At 61.7% G+C, this 16,898-nt stretch carries 11 protein-coding genes and 2 pseudogenes; 6 read left to right on the forward strand and 7 right to left on the reverse strand.

Annotation, left to right across the window (positions count from 1 at the left end; translation table 11 throughout):
- Positions 1–103: 103 nt before the first annotated feature.
- Positions 104–688: pseudogene (locus CFR71_RS13625) on the forward strand (class II D-tagatose-bisphosphate aldolase non-catalytic subunit); the annotation flags it as partial.
- 110 nt (positions 689–798) lie between these two features.
- On the opposite strand, the gene CFR71_RS13630 reads toward CFR71_RS13625, so the two are convergent.
- Positions 799–1,446 (reverse strand): TetR/AcrR family transcriptional regulator, encoded by a 648-nt coding sequence (locus CFR71_RS13630; RefSeq protein WP_110531879.1) that lies wholly within the window; start codon positions 1,444–1,446, stop codon positions 799–801.
- A gap of 511 nt (positions 1,447–1,957) precedes the next feature.
- Here CFR71_RS13630 and CFR71_RS13640 point away from each other — a divergent pair.
- The 4 genes from CFR71_RS13640 to CFR71_RS13655 all read left to right on the forward strand — a co-directional run bounded on the left by CFR71_RS13640 (position 1,958) and on the right by CFR71_RS13655 (position 9,455).
- Entirely contained in the window at positions 1,958–5,149 is a 3,192-nt protein-coding gene (locus tag CFR71_RS13640; protein ID WP_110531883.1) for an efflux RND transporter permease subunit, read from the forward strand.
- Positions 5,149–6,336 (forward strand): efflux RND transporter periplasmic adaptor subunit, encoded by a 1,188-nt coding sequence (locus CFR71_RS13645; RefSeq protein WP_110531884.1) that lies wholly within the window; start codon positions 5,149–5,151, stop codon positions 6,334–6,336. Before CFR71_RS13640 ends, CFR71_RS13645 begins: the two co-directional genes overlap by 1 nt.
- Positions 6,333–7,919: an efflux transporter outer membrane subunit gene (locus CFR71_RS13650; protein ID WP_110531886.1), complete on the forward strand. Its 1,587-nt coding sequence runs from the start codon at positions 6,333–6,335 to the stop codon at positions 7,917–7,919. The genes CFR71_RS13645 and CFR71_RS13650 overlap by 4 nt, the downstream gene beginning before the upstream one ends.
- A 201-nt stretch (positions 7,920–8,120) precedes the next feature.
- Positions 8,121–9,455, forward strand: coding sequence for a hemolysin family protein (locus tag CFR71_RS13655; protein ID WP_206057891.1), 1,335 nt, complete (start codon positions 8,121–8,123; stop codon positions 9,453–9,455).
- Between the two features lie 205 nt (positions 9,456–9,660).
- Here CFR71_RS13655 and ahpF read toward each other — a convergent pair whose 3' ends face one another.
- Both ahpF and ahpC read right to left on the reverse strand, forming a co-directional pair.
- Complete coding sequence (ahpF, locus tag CFR71_RS13660) at positions 9,661–11,241, reverse strand: alkyl hydroperoxide reductase subunit F (protein ID WP_110531899.1); 1,581 nt, start codon at positions 11,239–11,241, stop codon at positions 9,661–9,663.
- A 76-nt stretch (positions 11,242–11,317) separates the two neighbouring features.
- Positions 11,318–11,881 carry an alkyl hydroperoxide reductase subunit C gene (gene ahpC, locus CFR71_RS13665; RefSeq protein WP_110531890.1) on the reverse strand — a complete coding sequence of 188 codons (564 nt, stop codon included), beginning with the start codon at positions 11,879–11,881 and terminating at the stop codon, positions 11,318–11,320.
- 144 nt (positions 11,882–12,025) lie between these two features.
- On the opposite strand from ahpC, the gene CFR71_RS13670 reads away from it, so the two are divergent.
- Positions 12,026–12,982 (forward strand): hydrogen peroxide-inducible genes activator, encoded by a 957-nt coding sequence (locus CFR71_RS13670; protein WP_110531892.1) that lies wholly within the window; start codon positions 12,026–12,028, stop codon positions 12,980–12,982.
- 124 nt (positions 12,983–13,106) lie between these two features.
- Here the strand turns inward: CFR71_RS13670 and CFR71_RS13675 are convergent, their stop codons facing one another.
- The 4 genes and pseudogenes from CFR71_RS13675 to CFR71_RS13690 all read right to left on the reverse strand — a co-directional run.
- Entirely contained in the window at positions 13,107–14,036 is a 930-nt protein-coding gene (locus CFR71_RS13675) for an AEC family transporter (RefSeq protein ID WP_110531894.1), read from the reverse strand.
- Between the two features lie 151 nt (positions 14,037–14,187).
- Positions 14,188–15,213, reverse strand: coding sequence for an L-glyceraldehyde 3-phosphate reductase (gene mgrA / locus CFR71_RS13680; RefSeq protein ID WP_110531901.1), 1,026 nt, complete (start codon positions 15,211–15,213; stop codon positions 14,188–14,190).
- 289 nt (positions 15,214–15,502) lie between these two features.
- The gene (locus CFR71_RS13685; RefSeq protein ID WP_110531897.1) at positions 15,503–16,453 is read right to left on the reverse strand and encodes a helix-turn-helix domain-containing protein; all 951 of its coding nucleotides are present in this window, start codon (positions 16,451–16,453) and stop codon (positions 15,503–15,505) included.
- A gap of 200 nt (positions 16,454–16,653) precedes the next feature.
- Positions 16,654–16,806: pseudogene (locus CFR71_RS13690) on the reverse strand (transporter); the annotation flags it as partial.
- Positions 16,807–16,898 lie beyond the last annotated feature (92 nt).

A 16,898-nucleotide genomic window follows, 5' to 3' on the forward strand; every position in this document is an offset into this window, starting at 1 on the left:
GCATCGGGTTTTCTTATAGCTTACGAAAATTTCTTTTGTGCAAAACAGACTTTTTCATAATCTAACCCGATGTACAACCCTTCTGTGAGATTTCCGCGTCGAGGACGTGGCCTTTTACCGCCGCGAACGCGCGCGGGACCTGATCGATACGCTGTCACACATGCCCGGACGGGTTTTTGAGGCCCATTCCACGGATTATCAGCCCCTTCCGGCGCTGAGGACGCTGGTGGAGGACGGATTTGCCATCCTGAAGGTCGGGCCGGGCCTGACATTCGCCCTGCGTGAGGCATTATACGCGCTGGACGATATCCGCGCCGTCCTGCGGCCGGAACGCACCACCCTGCGAAGCACCATGGAACGGCTGATGCGCGACAACCCTGCCTTCTGGCAGGGGCATTATGCCGGCAGCGCGCGGCATATCGAATGGCTGCGGCATTATTCCTACAGCGACCGCATCAGGTATTACTGGGCGCTTCCACAGGCGCAGGCCGCCGTTGGGTCGCTGTTTGACGATCTGGGGGAAACGGGCCTGCCGGACCCGTTGATCAGCCAGTTCCTGCCCGCCCTTTACGAGGATATCCGTACCGGCAGCATACCGCGCAATCCCCGCATCATTGCCATCACCGCGGTCGAAACGGTCCTGAATATTTACGATCATGCCTGCCATGGAAACAGGATATCCGCGTAAAGCCCGAGGCCGCGCGATCGTGAACGCAATGTCGGGAAATTCAGGCCGCCGTTGCGCAATGGGCTGATGACCGGCGCGGCCCGACACCCCACGCCATCAGGACAGATCCGTCATGGCGTCGCGATGGACGCGGCCTCCACATGCCGTGGCCAGAGCGATGATTGCAGGTCATAGGTTTTTTCCAGAAGGGGCACCAGCGCCGGACGCCCCTTGAGGCGTATCCATTCATCCAGCGCGGTGCGGAAGATGGCGATACCGCTGCGCGCCATCAGACGGGCGGCATTCCTGCGGTTTTTCCGGTCAGCAATGCGTTTTGCCAGCCCTTCGGCCAGGCAGTCCTCCCACTTCCCGTATTTCTGGAGGCTTACCGTCTGGAGGGAGGGCGTCTTTTCGATCAGGAAGACAAAAGCGTAGGTATCCTGACGATTTTTCGCAATCCGGGGCACGAGGGAGGTAAAGGCATGCATCATCGCATCGGCGGGATGCATGTCCACGGGGCATGACGCAAGGGCATCGCTCAGGCTTTGGGTCATGCCCTTCGTCCATGCCAGAACGATATCGCCCTTCGTCTTGAACATGCGAAACAGCGTCCGGCGCGATATGTCCGCCGCATCGGCGATTTCATCCACCGTCGTCTGATCGTATCCCTGCGCGGAAAACAGACGCATGGCTTCGGCAATCAGCGTGGCGCGGATGCGCTCCTGCTTGCGTTCACGCAGGCCGGGCTTTGGCTGACTGTCGGTGGCGTCGGGCTTCATGCATTCTCCTCTTGGTCGGATGCCATCATGCCGCAGGGCCTTGTGAACATTCAAGACACGAGGACAGGAACATGCTCCCCGCCGCGCGGGATGGAACGCATGCCATCACCCGGGGATCCTTCATCCCATCATCATCCCCACGTATGTCGAACGTCGCCCCCTTCATGCCTGTCCGGTCAGGGCCTGTGGAAAGTCAGTAAAATGATCAATCCGGGATGCCGTTTTACTTTGTCATTCTGTAATAAAACCAGAATGTATTTTCATACTTCATCATGAAAACCACGCGACGCCTGTCGTACGGACCCGCAGGACCGTCGCCCTTTCGCACGGCATCCTTCGCGCGCCAGTCTTTTTTCCCCACGCGTTTTTTCGACTGCGGAAGTTTCTTAAAAAACGATTCATGTATCATAAGTAATAATAAACTAAAATACATGTATTAAAAAAATATTTTATATGTTCTTCATTCATAGTTTGTAAAAAACAGGTCTATCTTTCACATGGGCCAATACTCATGAATGCCATCGTAGTCACCGCGCTGCGTCGGCCCTATACCTTTGTGGTGCTGTCGATCCTTATCGTGATCTTTGGCATCATGTCGGTATTGCGCACGCCGACGGATGTATTCCCCAACATCCGCATTCCCGTCGTGTCCGTCGTGTGGACGTATGGCGGGATGCTGCCCGAAGAATTCGCCGGGCGTATCATATACAACTACGAACTGATGGTGACCTCGACCGTCGAGGGCATCGAACATATGGAAAGCAGTTCCTATTACGGGCGCGGCATCGTCAACATATACTTCCAGCCCGGAACGGATATTGGCAAGGCCGAGGCCGAAGTCACAGCCATATCGCAGACGGTCATAAAGCAGCTTCCGGAAAACATTCCTTCCCCCATGGTGATGAGCCTCGATGCCTCATCCGTGCCGGTGCTCACGCTGCAGGTCACGTCCGCGCGACAGACCCCCTCGGACCTGTTCAAGCTTGCGATGATCCGCGTGCGTCCCCTGCTGGTCACGGTGCCGGGGGCTGTCGTGCCGCAGGCCTATGGCGGGATGGACAGTTTCGTGATGGTCGCCCTGAACCAGCAGCAGCTGCAGGCGCATCACCTGTCGGCCATGGACGTGCAGAACGCCCTGCGCGGGCAGAACATCGTCCTGCCGGCGGGGGACCAGAAAATTTCCGCCACCGACTGGATGGTCCAGACAAACGCCACCCCGCGTTCGATGAAGGAACTGGGCGATATCCCCGTCAAGCGTGTCGGCAATGCCGTCATCTATGTCCATGACGTGGCCGAAGTCTATCGCGGCGGCCATCCCCAGACCAACCTCGTCCTGGTCAAGGGACAGCAGGGGGTGGAAATCGTCGTGATGAAAAGCGGCGATGCCTCGACACTGGATGTCGTGGCCGGCGCGAAGGCCCTTCTGCCCCGCATCCAGAAACTGCTGCCCCCGGACGTGAAGATCAGCATTCTGGGCGATGCCTCCATCTTCGTGAAGGATTCCATCTTCGACGTCGTGCGCGAAATGCTGACGGCCGCGTTCCTGACGGGCATGGTGGTCCTGCTGTTCCTGGGATCGTGGCGGCCGACCCTCATCATCGCGACCTCCATCCCGCTGGCCATCCTGTGCGCGATTATCGGGCTGGACTGGGCGGGACAGACGATCAACGTCATGACGCTGGGTGGCCTGGCACTTGCGGTCGGCATCCTTGTCGATGACGCCACCGTCATGATCGAGAACATCGACGCCCATCTGGAAATGGGCAAGGAACTGGAACCCGCCATCATCGACGCGGCGAACCAGATCGTCATCCCGACCTTTGTCGCAACGACGTGCATCTGCATCGTGTGGCTTCCCCTTTTCGGGCTGAGCGGTGTCGCGGGCTGGCTGTTCATGCCGATGGCCGAGGCGATCATCTTCGCCATGGTCGCCTCCTTCATCCTGTCGCGCACGCTGGTGCCGACCATGGCGAAGTACCTCCTTGCGGGGCACAGTGTCGCCGGACACGGGGATTCACACCACTGCGAACCCCAGTTTCACAAGCTGCAATATCCCCAGCGGCTGCCCGAACGTTTCCAGCAGGCGTTCGAGCGGGGATTCAACACCTTTCGCGAACGCTATGCCGATGTCCTGCGCCGGGCCATCAGCCGACGCGGACGCTTTGTTGCGATCTTCCTTGGCGTATCGCTGTGCTCCACGGGGCTGTATTTCATCGCCGGACGCGACTTCTTCCCTGAAACGAAGTCCGGCACGATCCAGATGCACATGCGCGCGCCGCTGGGCACCCGTATCGAAGTGGCCGGGCGCGAGGCATCCCTGGTCGAGGACCGGGTCCATGCGCTGTTCCCCGGCAAGGTGGATACCATGATCGAGAATTGCGGCCTGCCCGAAGGCGCGCATAACCAGGCGTTCATCCCCACCCCCACCATCGGCACGCAGGATTGCGACATCACCATCGCCCTGAAGGACGAGGAAACGCCGGTGTGGGATTACCGCCGCACCCTGCGCCGCGACCTGTCCGCCCGTTTCCCCGGCACGGTGTTCACGTTCCAGCCGGCGGACCTGACGGCAAAGATCCTCAATTTCGGTTCCCCCTCGCCCATCGACGTGCAGATTTCAGGCCCCGACCTACGGGATAATTACGAATACGCCCGACAGGTCGTAAACCGCCTGCGTCAGGTGCCCGGCGCGGCCGATGTCGTGATCCAGCAGACCATGAAGACCCCGACACTGTTCGTACAGGGCAACCGGACGTTCGGGCAGGCGACCGGCATGACCGAAGCCGACCTTGCCAACAACGAACTCATGACCCTGTCAGGCAGCCAGACGGTGGACCCGCAATACTGGCTGGATCCGCAGACGGGCATTACCTTCCCGCTCAACGTCTATGTCTCGCAGGACCAGCTGACGCATTTCAACAACCTGATGACCATCCCGGTCGACAAGGGCGACGGCGACCCGCAGGGGCGGCACATGCAGCTGCTGGGCGGCATCAGCAACGTCACGGCCACCGGCACGCCGGGACAGGTCTCGCACTTCAACTCCATGCCCGAAATCGACATCTACGTCTCGGCCGAAGGCGCGGATCTGGGGCAGGTGACGGCGGGCGTGCGACGCGTCCTGCGCCAGACGCAATCGATGGTTCCCTCCACTGCCGCGGTCGTCATCCGGGGCCAGACCGAAACCATGCGGCATTCCTATGTGGAGCTGATCTTCGGACTGGTTGTGTCGGTGGTGCTGATTTACCTGCTGATCGTGGTCAATTTCCAGTCGTGGCTGGACCCGTTCATCATCATCACCGCCCTTCCCGGCGCGCTGGCCGGGATCGCATGGGCGCTGTTCCTGACCCATACGCGCCTGTCCGTTCCGGCCCTGACCGGCGCGATCATGTGCATGGGGACCGCGACGGCCAATTCGATCCTTGTCGTGTCCTTCGCCCGTGAACGGATCGAGGAACATGGCGATGCCCTGCGCGCGGCGGTGGAGGCGGGATACGGGCGGATACGGCCCGTCCTGATGACCGCGCTGGCGATGGTGATCGGCATGGTGCCCATGGCCATGAGCAATTCGCAGAATGCGCCGCTGGGCCGCGCCGTCATCGGCGGCCTGCTGGTGGCGACGGTCTCCACCCTTCTGTTCGTGCCCTGTGTTTACGCAATCCTGCACAACCGTCCGGCCCGCCGCCGGGAGGAAATGAACTGATGTCCACTCAGAAATCCCGAAAAGTCATGATGATGGCCGGCGCTGCGGTTGTTGCGGGCTGGTGTGGTTACCTGACGATCGAACGCATCCACCACGCCGTCGCCCTGCGCAACGACGCAAGGGTGGCCGCCGTGCCCGACGTGATGGTCATCTCCTCCCGTCCCGAGGCGCGTCACGTCAGCCTCGAACTGCCCGGCACGATCGAGGCCTGGTACCAGGCCCCCATCTATCCGCAGGTGTCGGGGTACGTGCGCATGTGGTACAAGGATTACGGCGCGCGCGTTTCCACTGGCGACGTGCTGGCGGAAATCAATACGCCCGGCCTCGATGCCCAGTTCGCGCAGGCGCAGGCCGACCTGCAGTCATCGCAGGCGAAATACGACCTGGCGGTGGTGACCGCCCAGCGCTGGCGCCTGATGGGAAAATCGCAGGCCGTTTCGGGGCAGTCGGTTTCCGTCCAGGACGCGAACGAGAAATCGGCCGCAGCCGACCTGGAGGCCGCGCGGCACAACCTTGACCGCTACGCCGCGCTTGAACGTTTCAAGGTCATTGTCTCCCCCTTCGATGGGGTCGTGACGGAACGCGACATCAACGTTGGCGATTACGTGCACGAAGGCGGCGGCAACCTCAACGCCAATGGCGGCGCCAGCGAACTGTTCAGCGTGGCGGACACGCACCAGATGCGGCTGTTCGTCTCGATCCCCGAAAACATGTCCTACATCCTCCAGTCCGGCCTGCACGCGACCGTGCACGTGCCACAGTTCCCCGACCGCGTGTTCGAGGCCCGCTTCCTGACCGTATCGGGCGGGTACGACCCGGACACCAGGACAAGCGTGAGCGAGTTCATCATCGACAACCAGGACCATGCCCTGTGGCCCGGCACGTTCGCGGCCGTGACACTCAGCGCACCGGAACAGTCGCGCCACCAGACCATCCCCACAGGGGCGCTGGTGTTCCAGGAACACGGCATGCAGGTCGCGGTGGTGGACCGGCAGGATACCGCGCATTTCCGCGACATCACGGTGGGGCGCATGGGCGATGGGGCGACGCAGGTCCTTTCGGGCATCACGCCCGAAGACCGGATCATCGACAACCCGCCCGCCGACCTGCTGGAGGGGCAGAAGGTCCACGTGGTCCGGCCCGTGGCCGGATATGGCGATGACACCTCCGACAAGGATGATGAATGATGAGGGCTGATCTGCGCCGTTGCCTGTTCATGGGTGGTCTGTGCGCCGTCTCCACCCTGTCGCTGGCGGGATGCGACCTCGCCCCCGCCTATCACGCGCCGCATTATGTCATCCCCACCACATGGCAGGGGCAGGCGCCGTTCGCGGTGGCCCATCCCATGGATGACAGCATCCGCGCGGAATGGTGGAAAACCTTTGCCGACCCGCAGCTGGATACGCTGGAGGCGGCGGCGACCGCCCATAACGGGGATCTGCAGGCCGCGGCCGAACGTTTCCTGCAGGCCCGCGCGATCGTGAGCGAGGCACGATCCGACCTGCTGCCGCATTTCGGCATTTCCTTTGGCGCCAGCAATAACAAGAGTTCGGCCGAACGGCTGTTCCGCTACAAGGGACCGATTACGGATTCGGATGAATTCTATGGGGGAATGGCCTCGTGGGAGCCGGATTTCTGGTCCTCCATCCGCAACCGCGTGCGCCTGCAGAAGGATTACGCGCAGGAACAGGCCGCCGAATATGCCTCGGCCCGGCTGAGCCTGCAGGCCGAACTGGCGACCGATTACTTCACCCTGCGCGGGCTGGACGCGCAGGCGGACATCTACAGCCGTTCAATCAGCTATTACGAGGAATCGCTGCGTGTCACGCGCACGCGCCTGCAGGATCAGGCGGCGTCGCGCCTAGACGTGGCGCGCGCGCAGAACCAGCTTTACACCACGCAGGCGCACCTGCTGGACATCCAGGCCCAGCGGGAGGTGATGGAGCACGCCATTGCCGTGCTGGTCAACGAAGCACCTTCCTCGTTCCACCTGTCGCCCGACAGCCACCTGAACGCCAGCCGTTTCGCCCTGTCACCCGCCCTGCCCTCGGACCTTCTGGAACGCAGGCCGGACATCGCCATGGCGGAACGCCAGATGGCGCAGGCCAACCGCGCCATCGGCATCGCGCGGGCCGCGTTCTATCCCCATGTGTCGTTCCGGATGGATGGGGGATTTGACGATAACGGCTTCAACCTCGCCAACCTTGCCAACAGCATGTGGTCCTATGGCGCGACCGTGACCCTTCCGGTATTCGAGGGGGGATTGCGCCGGGCGCAGCTGCAGCAGAGCTGGTCCGCCTATCGCGAGACGCGGGACCATTACCGCATGACCATCCTCAACGCATTCCGCGATGTGGAGGACGGGCTGTCGCGCACGAACCGGCTGGATGGCGAAAACGGCCGCCTGCGGGCGGCGGTGGATGCCGCAAGCCAGACGCAGGACATCACGATGAACCTGTACAAGGGCGGCCTTGCGGCCTATCTGGATGTCCTGATCGCGCAGGTCAGCACGCTTGAGGCCCGCATCCAGCAGGTGGAGGTCCAGACCCGCTACCTTCAGGCGCAGGTGGGCCTGATCCGCGCCTGCGGCGGCGGGTGGAGCATGGCCGAACTGCCCGCGCAGGACAGGCTGTTTTCCATTGATCCCCTGCAATATTCCCATCTGCATGGCGCACCGCCCGCAGGCGACGTGCCCGCGCCCCGGACGCACGGCCCCGAACCCGAGGACGACCTGACCCGGCCGGTGCTCTCCGCGCTTCCCACGCGATAGCCCGCGACGCGATGGGCCACCCTGCCCCGCCGGTTCGCATGGCCGCGACCGGCGGGACAGTTCCATCCCGCAGGCCCGGTTCTCCATCAGTATTTCCAGACGCGGTGGATATACCGGGGGCATGAAGCGTACGGGAAATATATCCATGGTTTTCTGGATTATATGCTAAATGACGGTGCCTATCTTGTAACAGGTGCTCTGGTGATTTTGTTTGTATCCGGCCTGATCGCGCTTATTCTTCTGGTCGCGCTCAATATTTTTATTTCACTTTCGGAAATATCGTTCGCGGCCGCACGTGATGTCCGCCTTCGCTCCCGGGCGGAATCCGGGGACGAACGCGCGACCGCGTTTCTGAAACTGCGCCGCAACAGCGGGCAGGTCATGACCGTTCTTCAGATATGCCTCAACGGTGTTGGCGTCCTGGGCGGCATCATCAGTTCGGAAATGATCGCCCCATCCCTGACCCATGGGTTCATGACGTGGGGGATGGGCGAACCCGCGGCGCAGACGCTGGCGGCATGCAGCGGGTTTTTCCTGGTGACCGGCATGTTCGTGCTGTTTGCCGACCTGATCCCCAAACGCATCGCGATGAACGCCCCCGACAGGGTGGCGCTTGCGGTGGGCTGGTTCCCGGGGATGGCGCTGAAACTGTTTTATCCCCTTGTCTGGGTTTTTTCGAAAATGTCGGACACGATCCTGCGGGCGCTGAAAATCCCGGCGGCCTCGGCGGTGGAACCCGTCACGCCAGAGGACCTGCGCGCGATCCTTGCCGCCGGCACGGCGTCGGGCGTGCTTCTGGAACAGGAACACCAGATGATCCAGAACGTGCTGGGGCTGCAGGACCGTTCCATCACGTCCGCCATGACGCCGCGTGACGAAATCGTCTATCTGGACCTGCAGGAAAGCGTGGAAGCCCAGAAAAACAAGGTCCGCGCCAAGCCGTATTCCCGCTATCCCCTGTGCAATGGCGGGCTGGATAACGTGGTCGGTTCCATCCGCGCCGAGGACGTGCTGGCGGCGGTCGTCGATCGCGCCCCGTCCCCCGCCACACAGACACCGGCGGACATCCCCATGGATGACCGGCCCATCTTTCAGGTGCGCCGCGATGTCCTGTCGGTGCCGGAGACCATCAACCTGTGGGACACGCTGGCGCAGTTCGACACCCACGGGGTCGGTTTCGCGCTGGTGGTCAATGAATACGGGCTGGTGGTGGGGCTGATTACGTTCAAGGACATCATGGGCGCCCTGATGGGCGGTGTCGTCAATCCGTTCGAAGAGCAGCTGATTGTCCGTCGCGACGCGAATTCATGGCTGATAGATGGCGCGGCCTCCATCGGGGATGTCAGGCGGGAACTGGACGCACGGGAACTGGATGATACGGGGCCGTTCGATACGATTGGCGGATTTGTCATGCACCGCCTGCGCCGCATGGCCCGCAAGGCCGACCGGGTGGACACGGCGCGTTTCCGTTTCGAAGTGGTCGATGTGGAGGGATTCCGCATCAACCAGCTTCTGGTAACGCGGCGGGAAAACTGAATAAAAACCTGTCCGACAACACCCTGTTGATAAAAAATCAAACGTTTTTGGGTGTCGCCTTTTTTCAAAAAGGCGACATCTTGCGAAGCCCTTGGAAAAAGCTTCCGGATATTACCGGACCTGCCTTTCCAAAGACGCCGGCGCGCCGAAAGCTGGCGATGGGGCACGGCATGTCCTGCCGCCCCCTTTGCGCACCCACAGGGTATCAGGCCGCCACCAGCTTTTCATCAGGCACCGGCACGCGGATCAGGTAATCGAACGCGGACAGGGCCGCCTTCGCGCCATCGCCGATCGCGATCACGATCTGCTTGTACGGCGTCGTCGTCGCGTCCCCTGCCGCGAATATGCCCGGGATCGAGGTCGCCCCATGATCGTTGACAATGATTTCCCCGAAATCATTTAGCTTCACCGTCCCCTTCAGCCAGTCCGTGTTGGGAAGCAGGCCGATCTGCACAAAGACCCCCTCGAGGTCGATATGGTGATCCGCCCCGTCGCCCCCGCGATAGGTCAGGCCCGTGACGTTCCTGCCGTTCCCCTCGATCCGCGTCGTCAGGGCCTCGGTCAGGACCGTCACGTTCGGCAGGGTATGCAGCTTGTCCTGCAGCACCTTGTCGGCCTTGAGGTGAGAGCCGCGCTGCAGCAGCGTGACATGGGCGACGATGCCGGCAAGGTCGATCGCGGCCTCCACGCCGCTATTGCCGCCGCCGGCCACCGCGACGCGCTTGCCCTTGTAAAACGGTCCGTCGCAGTGCGGGCAGTACGCAACGCCCTTGTTGCGATATTCCTCTTCCCCCGGGACGCCAAGGTGGCGCCAGTGCGCGCCTGTCGCCAGGATGACCGTCCGCGCATGCAGGATCGCCCCGCTTTCCAGCGCGACGCCATGCAGGCCGCCCGGCCGGGCCGCGGGAAACAGTTCCTTTGCACGCTGCGCCGAAATCACGTCCACGTCATAGGTGCGGACATGGGCCTCCAGCGCGGCGGACAGCCTGGGGCCGTCCGTCTCGGGGATGGAGATGAAATTCTCGATCCCCGCCGTATCCATGACCTGACCGCCGAACCGTTCCGCCACGATGCCGGTCCGCAGCCCCTTGCGCGCGGCATAGATCGCAGCCGACGCGCCCGCCGGCCCGCTGCCGATGATCAGCACGTCGAACGGCGCGATATCCTTCAGCTTTTCCGCCGCGCGCCGGGGGGCATCCGCATCCAGTTTCGCCAGTATCTGTTCGATGTCCGCGCGTCCCGTCTCGAACAGTTCGCCATTGAGGTAAACCTGTGGCACGGACATGATGTTCCTTGCCGTCACCTCGTCCTGGAACAGCGCGCCATCGATCGTGGTGTTATGGATATGGGGATTGATGACGCTCATCGCGTTCAGCGCCTGCACCACGTCGGGACAGTTCTGGCACGACAGCGCGACATAGGTCTCGAAATTGTAGGTCCCCGGCAGGGCGCGTATCTGGGCGATGACATCGTCGGAAAATTTGGGGGCATGCCCCGCCACCTGCAGCATCGCCAGCACGAAGGAGGTGAATTCATGCCCCATCGGGATGGCGGCGAAGGTGACGCCGCCCCTGGCATCCGCGCGCCGGATCACAAAGGACGGGCGCCGCGTGGCCTCGCCATGTTCGGAAACCTCCACCTTGTCGGAAAGGGCGGCGACATCATGCAGGAGTTCATGCATCTCCCGCGATGCAGGGCTGTCATCAAGCGAGGCTTCGAGCACGATCGGGTGCTCCAGCATCGCCAGATAGCCCTTGAGTTGCGTTTTGATGGCATCCTGCAGCATGGGAAAATACTCCGCTTTTTCCGAAAAGATGGGCGGGAGGGCCTGACCCCAAAAGGGCCAGGCCACGAACCTGCGATCAGATCTTGCCGACGAGGTCCAGCGAAGGGGTCAGCGTCTTGTCGCCTTCCTTCCACTTCGCGGGGCAGACTTCGCCCGGGTGGGACGCGACATACTGCGCGGCCTCGATCTTGCCGAGCAGTTCGCTCGCGCTGCGGCCGACGCCACCGGCCGTGATTTCGATGTACTGGATCTTTCCTTCCGGATCGATCAGGAACGTACCACGCTCCGCAAGGCCCGCTTCCTCGATCAGCACGTCAAAGTTACGCGCCAGATGGCCGGTCGGGTCGCCGATCATGACATACTTGATCTTGCTGATCGCCGGCGACGTGTCATGCCACGCCTTGTGCGTGAAATGCTTGTCGGTCGAAACCGAATAGATTTCCACGCCCAGCTTCTGGAACGCGGCATAGTTTTCAGCAAGGTCCTCAAGTTCCGTCGGGCAGACGAACGTGAAATCCGCCGGATAGAAGAAGAAGACGGACCATTTGCCCTTTACGTCGGCGTCGGTCACCTTGATGAACTTGCCGTTGTGGAAGGCATCAGCCTCGAAAGGCTTCAGTGGCGAATTGATGCGTGCCATATGAAATGCTCCTCGCTTTCGCTTGTCAGTTGATGACAGGCCTGTTGTCCCACGAACACGGATGACGCGGAAACAGTTTGTTCTGATAGCTCTGATCGGCAGAACCTTTCAATCCCGCCCTTAAAATCCGCTATACCTATACCCATGAGGTACATTCCCCTTTCCGGCCTTTCCCTGCGGGACATTGAATATGTTGTGGCGGTGGACGACCTGCGCAACTTTTCCCGCGCGGCGGATCGCTGTGGCGTCAGCCAGGGCGGCCTGTCGGAACAGGTGCGCAAGCTTGAATCCCTGCTGGGCGTCGTGCTGTTCGAACGATCGCGCCGCCATGTCGCCCCGACGCCGCAGGGCGCGCGCCTGATCGCGCTGGGCCGTGACGTGCTGGCCGCCGCCCGCGCCATGATCGAGGCGGCGCGCGTGCAGACCGGCCCGCTGGAGGGCATGCTGCGCATCGGGGTCATCGCGACACTTGGCCCCTATTACGTGCCCAGCCTGCTGCCTTTGCTGCGCAATGCCTATCCGCAGCTGAAGCTGCAGCTGACGGACAACCTGACGCTGCCGATGCTCAGGATGCTGCGCCATGATGAACTTGACCTCGTCTTCGCGGCACTCCCGGTGGGGGGCGAGGGCTTCCACCACGCACCGATATTTGAAGAGCCGTTCGTGGCCGCCTTTCCCGCCAGCCATCCCCTTGCGGCCCGAGAGACGCTGGCGATGCGCGATCTTGACGGGCCGGACCTGCTGCTGCTCGAGGACGGGCACTGCCTGCGCGACCAGGCGCTTGCCCTGTGCGGCATGCCCCCACGGCGCGAGCAGCCACGCCTTGCCGCCAGCCTGGAAATGCTGTGGCACATGATCGGCGCGGGGGAAGGATATTCCCTGATCCCCCGGCTTGCGCTGCGCCACCGCGCGGAATGGGAGGATCTGATCACCACCACGCCGCTTCCCGACGCCAGCAGGACGATCGGCCTTGTCTGGCGCGCATCGGACCCGAGAGAGGCGGCATTCATCGAATTCGCGCGCTTCCTGCGCGAAAATACGCCCGAGGGGTGTCGCCCGGCCGCATGGCCCGATCCGGGATCAAAGGGCGTCGCGGGCTGATTGAAAAACAGGCCAGCCACTCCCCCTGAAATCATAAAGGTTTTTGGTGAAGCTTTTTGCAAAAAGCTTCGAAAAGACACCGTCCTGTTTAGATGAAAGACGGCACCTTGCTTTCAAATACCCCCTAACTGACGCAGGCGATGAAGAACGTCATCGTCAGCACCGACAGCACCGCGCTGAGAAACAGGGTCGAGGCCGCCTCGCGCTCATCCACCCTGAAACGGACGCCAAGAATGACGACCACCGTCCCGACGGGGATGGACAGCGCCATGATCGCGGCGCGGATTGTCTCGTGCGAAAGCCCGATCGCGGCCAGCAGCAGCCATGACAGGGCGGGCACCACGATATTGCGCGACGCCACGGTCACGATCACGGGAAGCGTTATGGAAACCCGTTGGGAAAACAGCACGATGCCCGATGCGAAAAGCGCCACGCCCGCCGTGGTGTTCCCCAGCAGCCCCATGGCGTTGAGGAGCGCGTGCGGCGGATGGAGGTCAAGGATGACAAGCGCCGTCGCCACGATCGGCGCCCAGACAATCGGTTCCTCGAGCGAGGAAAGGATCTGTTTCAGGAGGGGTGGCGCGGCCGCGGCATCCGCATTCTTCGCCAGCAGCATAAGGCTGATGGGCGTCTGGACCAGCACCATGGCGAATACGGCGGCGGAAATCGCCACTGTCGCACTGCTGTGTCCGATCAGGGGCGGCAGCATGGCCGAACCGATGAACGGCACGGAGGGACCGCCGATCGCAAGCCCCTGCAGGGTGGAGGCCGCCCCGTCGCGCCTGAAGACGTATCGCGACAGGCCATAGGCCACCGCGAAACTGCCGCACATGATCAGGAAAACAGAGGCCGCCAGCGGCACCTGTTCCGCAAGGGTCGCGCGTGGCGTGCCGGTGATCCCGACGAACAGGTTGAGCGGAAAGGCGTAAAGCATCACCATCCGGTTGAGGGTAGAGACCTGCTCCGCATTGAAATCCTTGTGCCACCCGGCGCGATATCCCAGGGAAAACACCACGACGAGCGGCAGCATCGCGGCCAGTATGTTTGAAAGCATGCAGTCCTGATTCCCGTGCCTTGCAAAATATGACGTCCCGCGCCGGGTATCGCCTGCTGAAATATTTACCGCGCGCGCTGGTAATGACCTGTCTGGACCATGCGCCGGGAGGGATGAAATCGCAACGAAGGGGGGCCTGCGTCAACAGGCGTCAAAGGGAACTGACGTCCCGCCACAGGTCGATCTTTCCCTCACGCGCATACCGGTCGATCAGGTCAAGCTCTGCAGGGCTGAACGACAGGTTTTTCAGGGCATCGAGCGAATCGTCAAGCTGCGCGACATTGCGCGCGCCGATCAGGGCGGATGTCACCCGTGGATCGCGCAGGACCCAGGCGATGGCCATCTGCGCAAGGCTCTGCCCGCGTCTTGCGGCAATGTCGTTGAGGGCACGCACATGGGCGAGATTTTCCTCGCTCAGCATGGCGCGGCTGAAGGAATCCCCCATCGTGGCACGGGAACCGGCAGGCACGCCATCAAGATACTTGGCCGTCAGCAGCCCCTGCGCCAGCGGGGAAAATGCAATGCAGCCCACGCCCAGTTCCGCCAGCGTATCAAGCAGCGAAACCTCGACCCAGCGGTTCAGCATGGAATAGGAAGGCTGGTGTATCAGCAGGGGAACGCCCTCGCCTTTCAGGATTTCAGCCGCCTGCCGGGTGCGTTCGGGACTGTAGGAAGATATGCCGACATACAGCGCCTTGCCCTGACGGACCATCTGCGCCAGCGCGCCCATCGTCTCCTCCAGCGGGACATCAGGGGTCGGACGGTGGGAATAGAAAATATCCACATGGTCCAGCCCCATGCGGCGCAGGCTCTGTTCCAGCGACGTCAGCAGGTGCTTGCGCGATCCCCCCGCGCCATAGGGGCCGGGCCACATGTCCCATCCGGCCTTGGAGGAAATGACCATTTCATCGCGGTGGCCCGTAAAGTCCCCTTTCAGGATCCGGCCGAAATTTTCTTCCGCGGATCCATAGGGAGGACCGTAATTGTTCGCCAGGTCAAAATGCGTGACCCCGCGATCAAAGGCGCGCCTGATGACCGCGCGTCCGGTTTCAAAGACATCGACGCCACCGAAATTGTGCCACAGGCCGAGCGAGATGGGTGGAAGGACCAGCCCCGAATGTCCACAACGCCGGAAACCGGCCTGTTCATAACGGTGCGCGTCAGGAACCCATGCCATCGTCTTCATCTCCCCCCGGACCCGAACGTGACATCGTAAGTTCAGGCATCGCAAGGAAAAGGATATACGTCACTTCACGAAACATGGACAAGGCGGCGACAATTTCCCTGTTGTGCTACCATGCAACGGCAATGCGTGCCATCTGGCCGCCGTTTTAAAAAGCGTCCATGAAACATGGTGCATATTGCAGCGATGTTCCGGGCAAAGCTTTTTCCGGAAACGCTTCGGGAAGCGTTGCGTCCGAAAAACCCCCATCGCGTTTATCGACTGGTGGTTTTTAAAAATCCTTTTAACGGATCCCCAGACCCTTCATCTTGCGATAGAGGGTCGCGCGACTGATCCCGAGGCTGCGCGCGGTTGCGCTGGCATTGCCATGCGACAGGGCAAGGGCCGAGCGGATCACATTCTCCTCCGCCTTGTGAAAGCTGATCTCGTCGCCGGATTCAAGCTTGTTCAGCAGATTGGGACGCATCTGGATCATGTCGTCCGTCCATCCCGTCAATGAACGCGCGGCATGGGTGGCGCCAATGATTTCCCCTTCGTCATTGACGCTGACCAGCGGTGCGGAACATCCTTCGGCCGTGCCCAGCGTCAGCACGCGGCCACCCGCGTAACAGGCGCGGAAAAGCTGCTCCTCGATGCGGCGGCCCGACTGCATCAGCGCATCCAGCACAAGGGGGGCGGCGGGACGCGTGGTGTTCCCGTTGAAGGCCGCGAGGTTGATGGCGCCGGCAACCTGTCCCCGCGCATCGAAAACAGGCACGGCATAACTTGCCAGAAGCGAGAAACAGAAACGCCAGTGCTCCCCTTCCCCCAACGCGATGGGACAGCAGTCCTGCACCGATGTGCCGATGCCGTTCGTGCCCGCGACATGCTCGCTCCAGATCGCGCCCTCGCGCAGTTCCAGCCTGCGGCATACAGGCTGGTGCGCCTCGTCAATGTTGCGGGCCAGTATGATGGCATCGCGATCCGCCAGCAGCACCATCAGGCCCAGCCCCTGAACAAGGCTGAACAGGCGGCGCATTTCGGGCATGGCAACCTTCAGAAGCTCGGCCGAACATCCGCTGACATGGCGGAATTCCGCCCCGGACAGGACATCCGCCTTCCATCCCTGCGACGGGTCGAGGCCATAGGACGCAACGCAGCGCTGCCATGATTTGGTGACTTCCGTCGTGCTGGCGGGCCGCAGGGCCAGAACTGGCGGGACGGGCCGCGCATGCCTGTCACAGGTCGGGATCATCTGTATCTGTCGTCCACATGTCAGGTCGGTAACGTCATGGGTGCACGACCGGGTGGTATCTTTATCAGGAATTGGACCGGTCATGCGACATCCGGAATCCTGTTTGTCTGTCGCGCTTCTTGTCGCATATTTCGCGAGGGAACCTGTATCAAATTGCCGAGATACCATGCCCGCCTCCGGCCTTGGTCATCATCCATTTTTTACCACAGATACACGAATTTCACGTAATAGGCGTTACTTTCCGGAACATTGCGACCATCGACGGAATGGGAATAACGGCTGGTAAAGGACAGGTGGCGGGAGATATTGAACATGACGCCAAGGCCAAGCGTTACTTCGCGACTGTTCGACGCGGATTTCTCACACTTGAGGCAATTTCGGGTCATTTTGTAGAATTCAGTCATCCCACAGGAGCCCGATCTGGAATATTGACGATATTCTGCTT

Source organism: Novacetimonas pomaceti, from assembly GCF_003207955.1.
GTDB lineage: Bacteria > Pseudomonadota > Alphaproteobacteria > Acetobacterales > Acetobacteraceae > Novacetimonas > Novacetimonas pomaceti.

Coding starts and splice junctions, on each gene's coding strand:
- CFR71_RS13630 (WP_110531879.1), bottom strand. CDS start 1,446: ATGAAGCCCGACGCCACCGACAGTCAGCCAAAGCCCGGCCTGCGTGAA.
- CFR71_RS13640 (WP_110531883.1), top strand. CDS start 1,958: ATGAATGCCATCGTAGTCACCGCGCTGCGTCGGCCCTATACCTTTGTG.
- CFR71_RS13645 (WP_110531884.1), top strand. CDS start 5,149: ATGTCCACTCAGAAATCCCGAAAAGTCATGATGATGGCCGGCGCTGCG.
- CFR71_RS13650 (WP_110531886.1), top strand. CDS start 6,333: ATGATGAGGGCTGATCTGCGCCGTTGCCTGTTCATGGGTGGTCTGTGC.
- ahpF (WP_110531899.1), bottom strand. CDS start 11,241: ATGCTGCAGGATGCCATCAAAACGCAACTCAAGGGCTATCTGGCGATG.
- ahpC (WP_110531890.1), bottom strand. CDS start 11,881: ATGGCACGCATCAATTCGCCACTGAAGCCTTTCGAGGCTGATGCCTTC.
- CFR71_RS13670 (WP_110531892.1), top strand. CDS start 12,026: ATGAGGTACATTCCCCTTTCCGGCCTTTCCCTGCGGGACATTGAATAT.
- CFR71_RS13675 (WP_110531894.1), bottom strand. CDS start 14,036: ATGCTTTCAAACATACTGGCCGCGATGCTGCCGCTCGTCGTGGTGTTT.
- mgrA (WP_110531901.1), bottom strand. CDS start 15,213: ATGGCATGGGTTCCTGACGCGCACCGTTATGAACAGGCCGGTTTCCGG.
- CFR71_RS13685 (WP_110531897.1), bottom strand. CDS start 16,453: ATGATCCCGACCTGTGACAGGCATGCGCGGCCCGTCCCGCCAGTTCTG.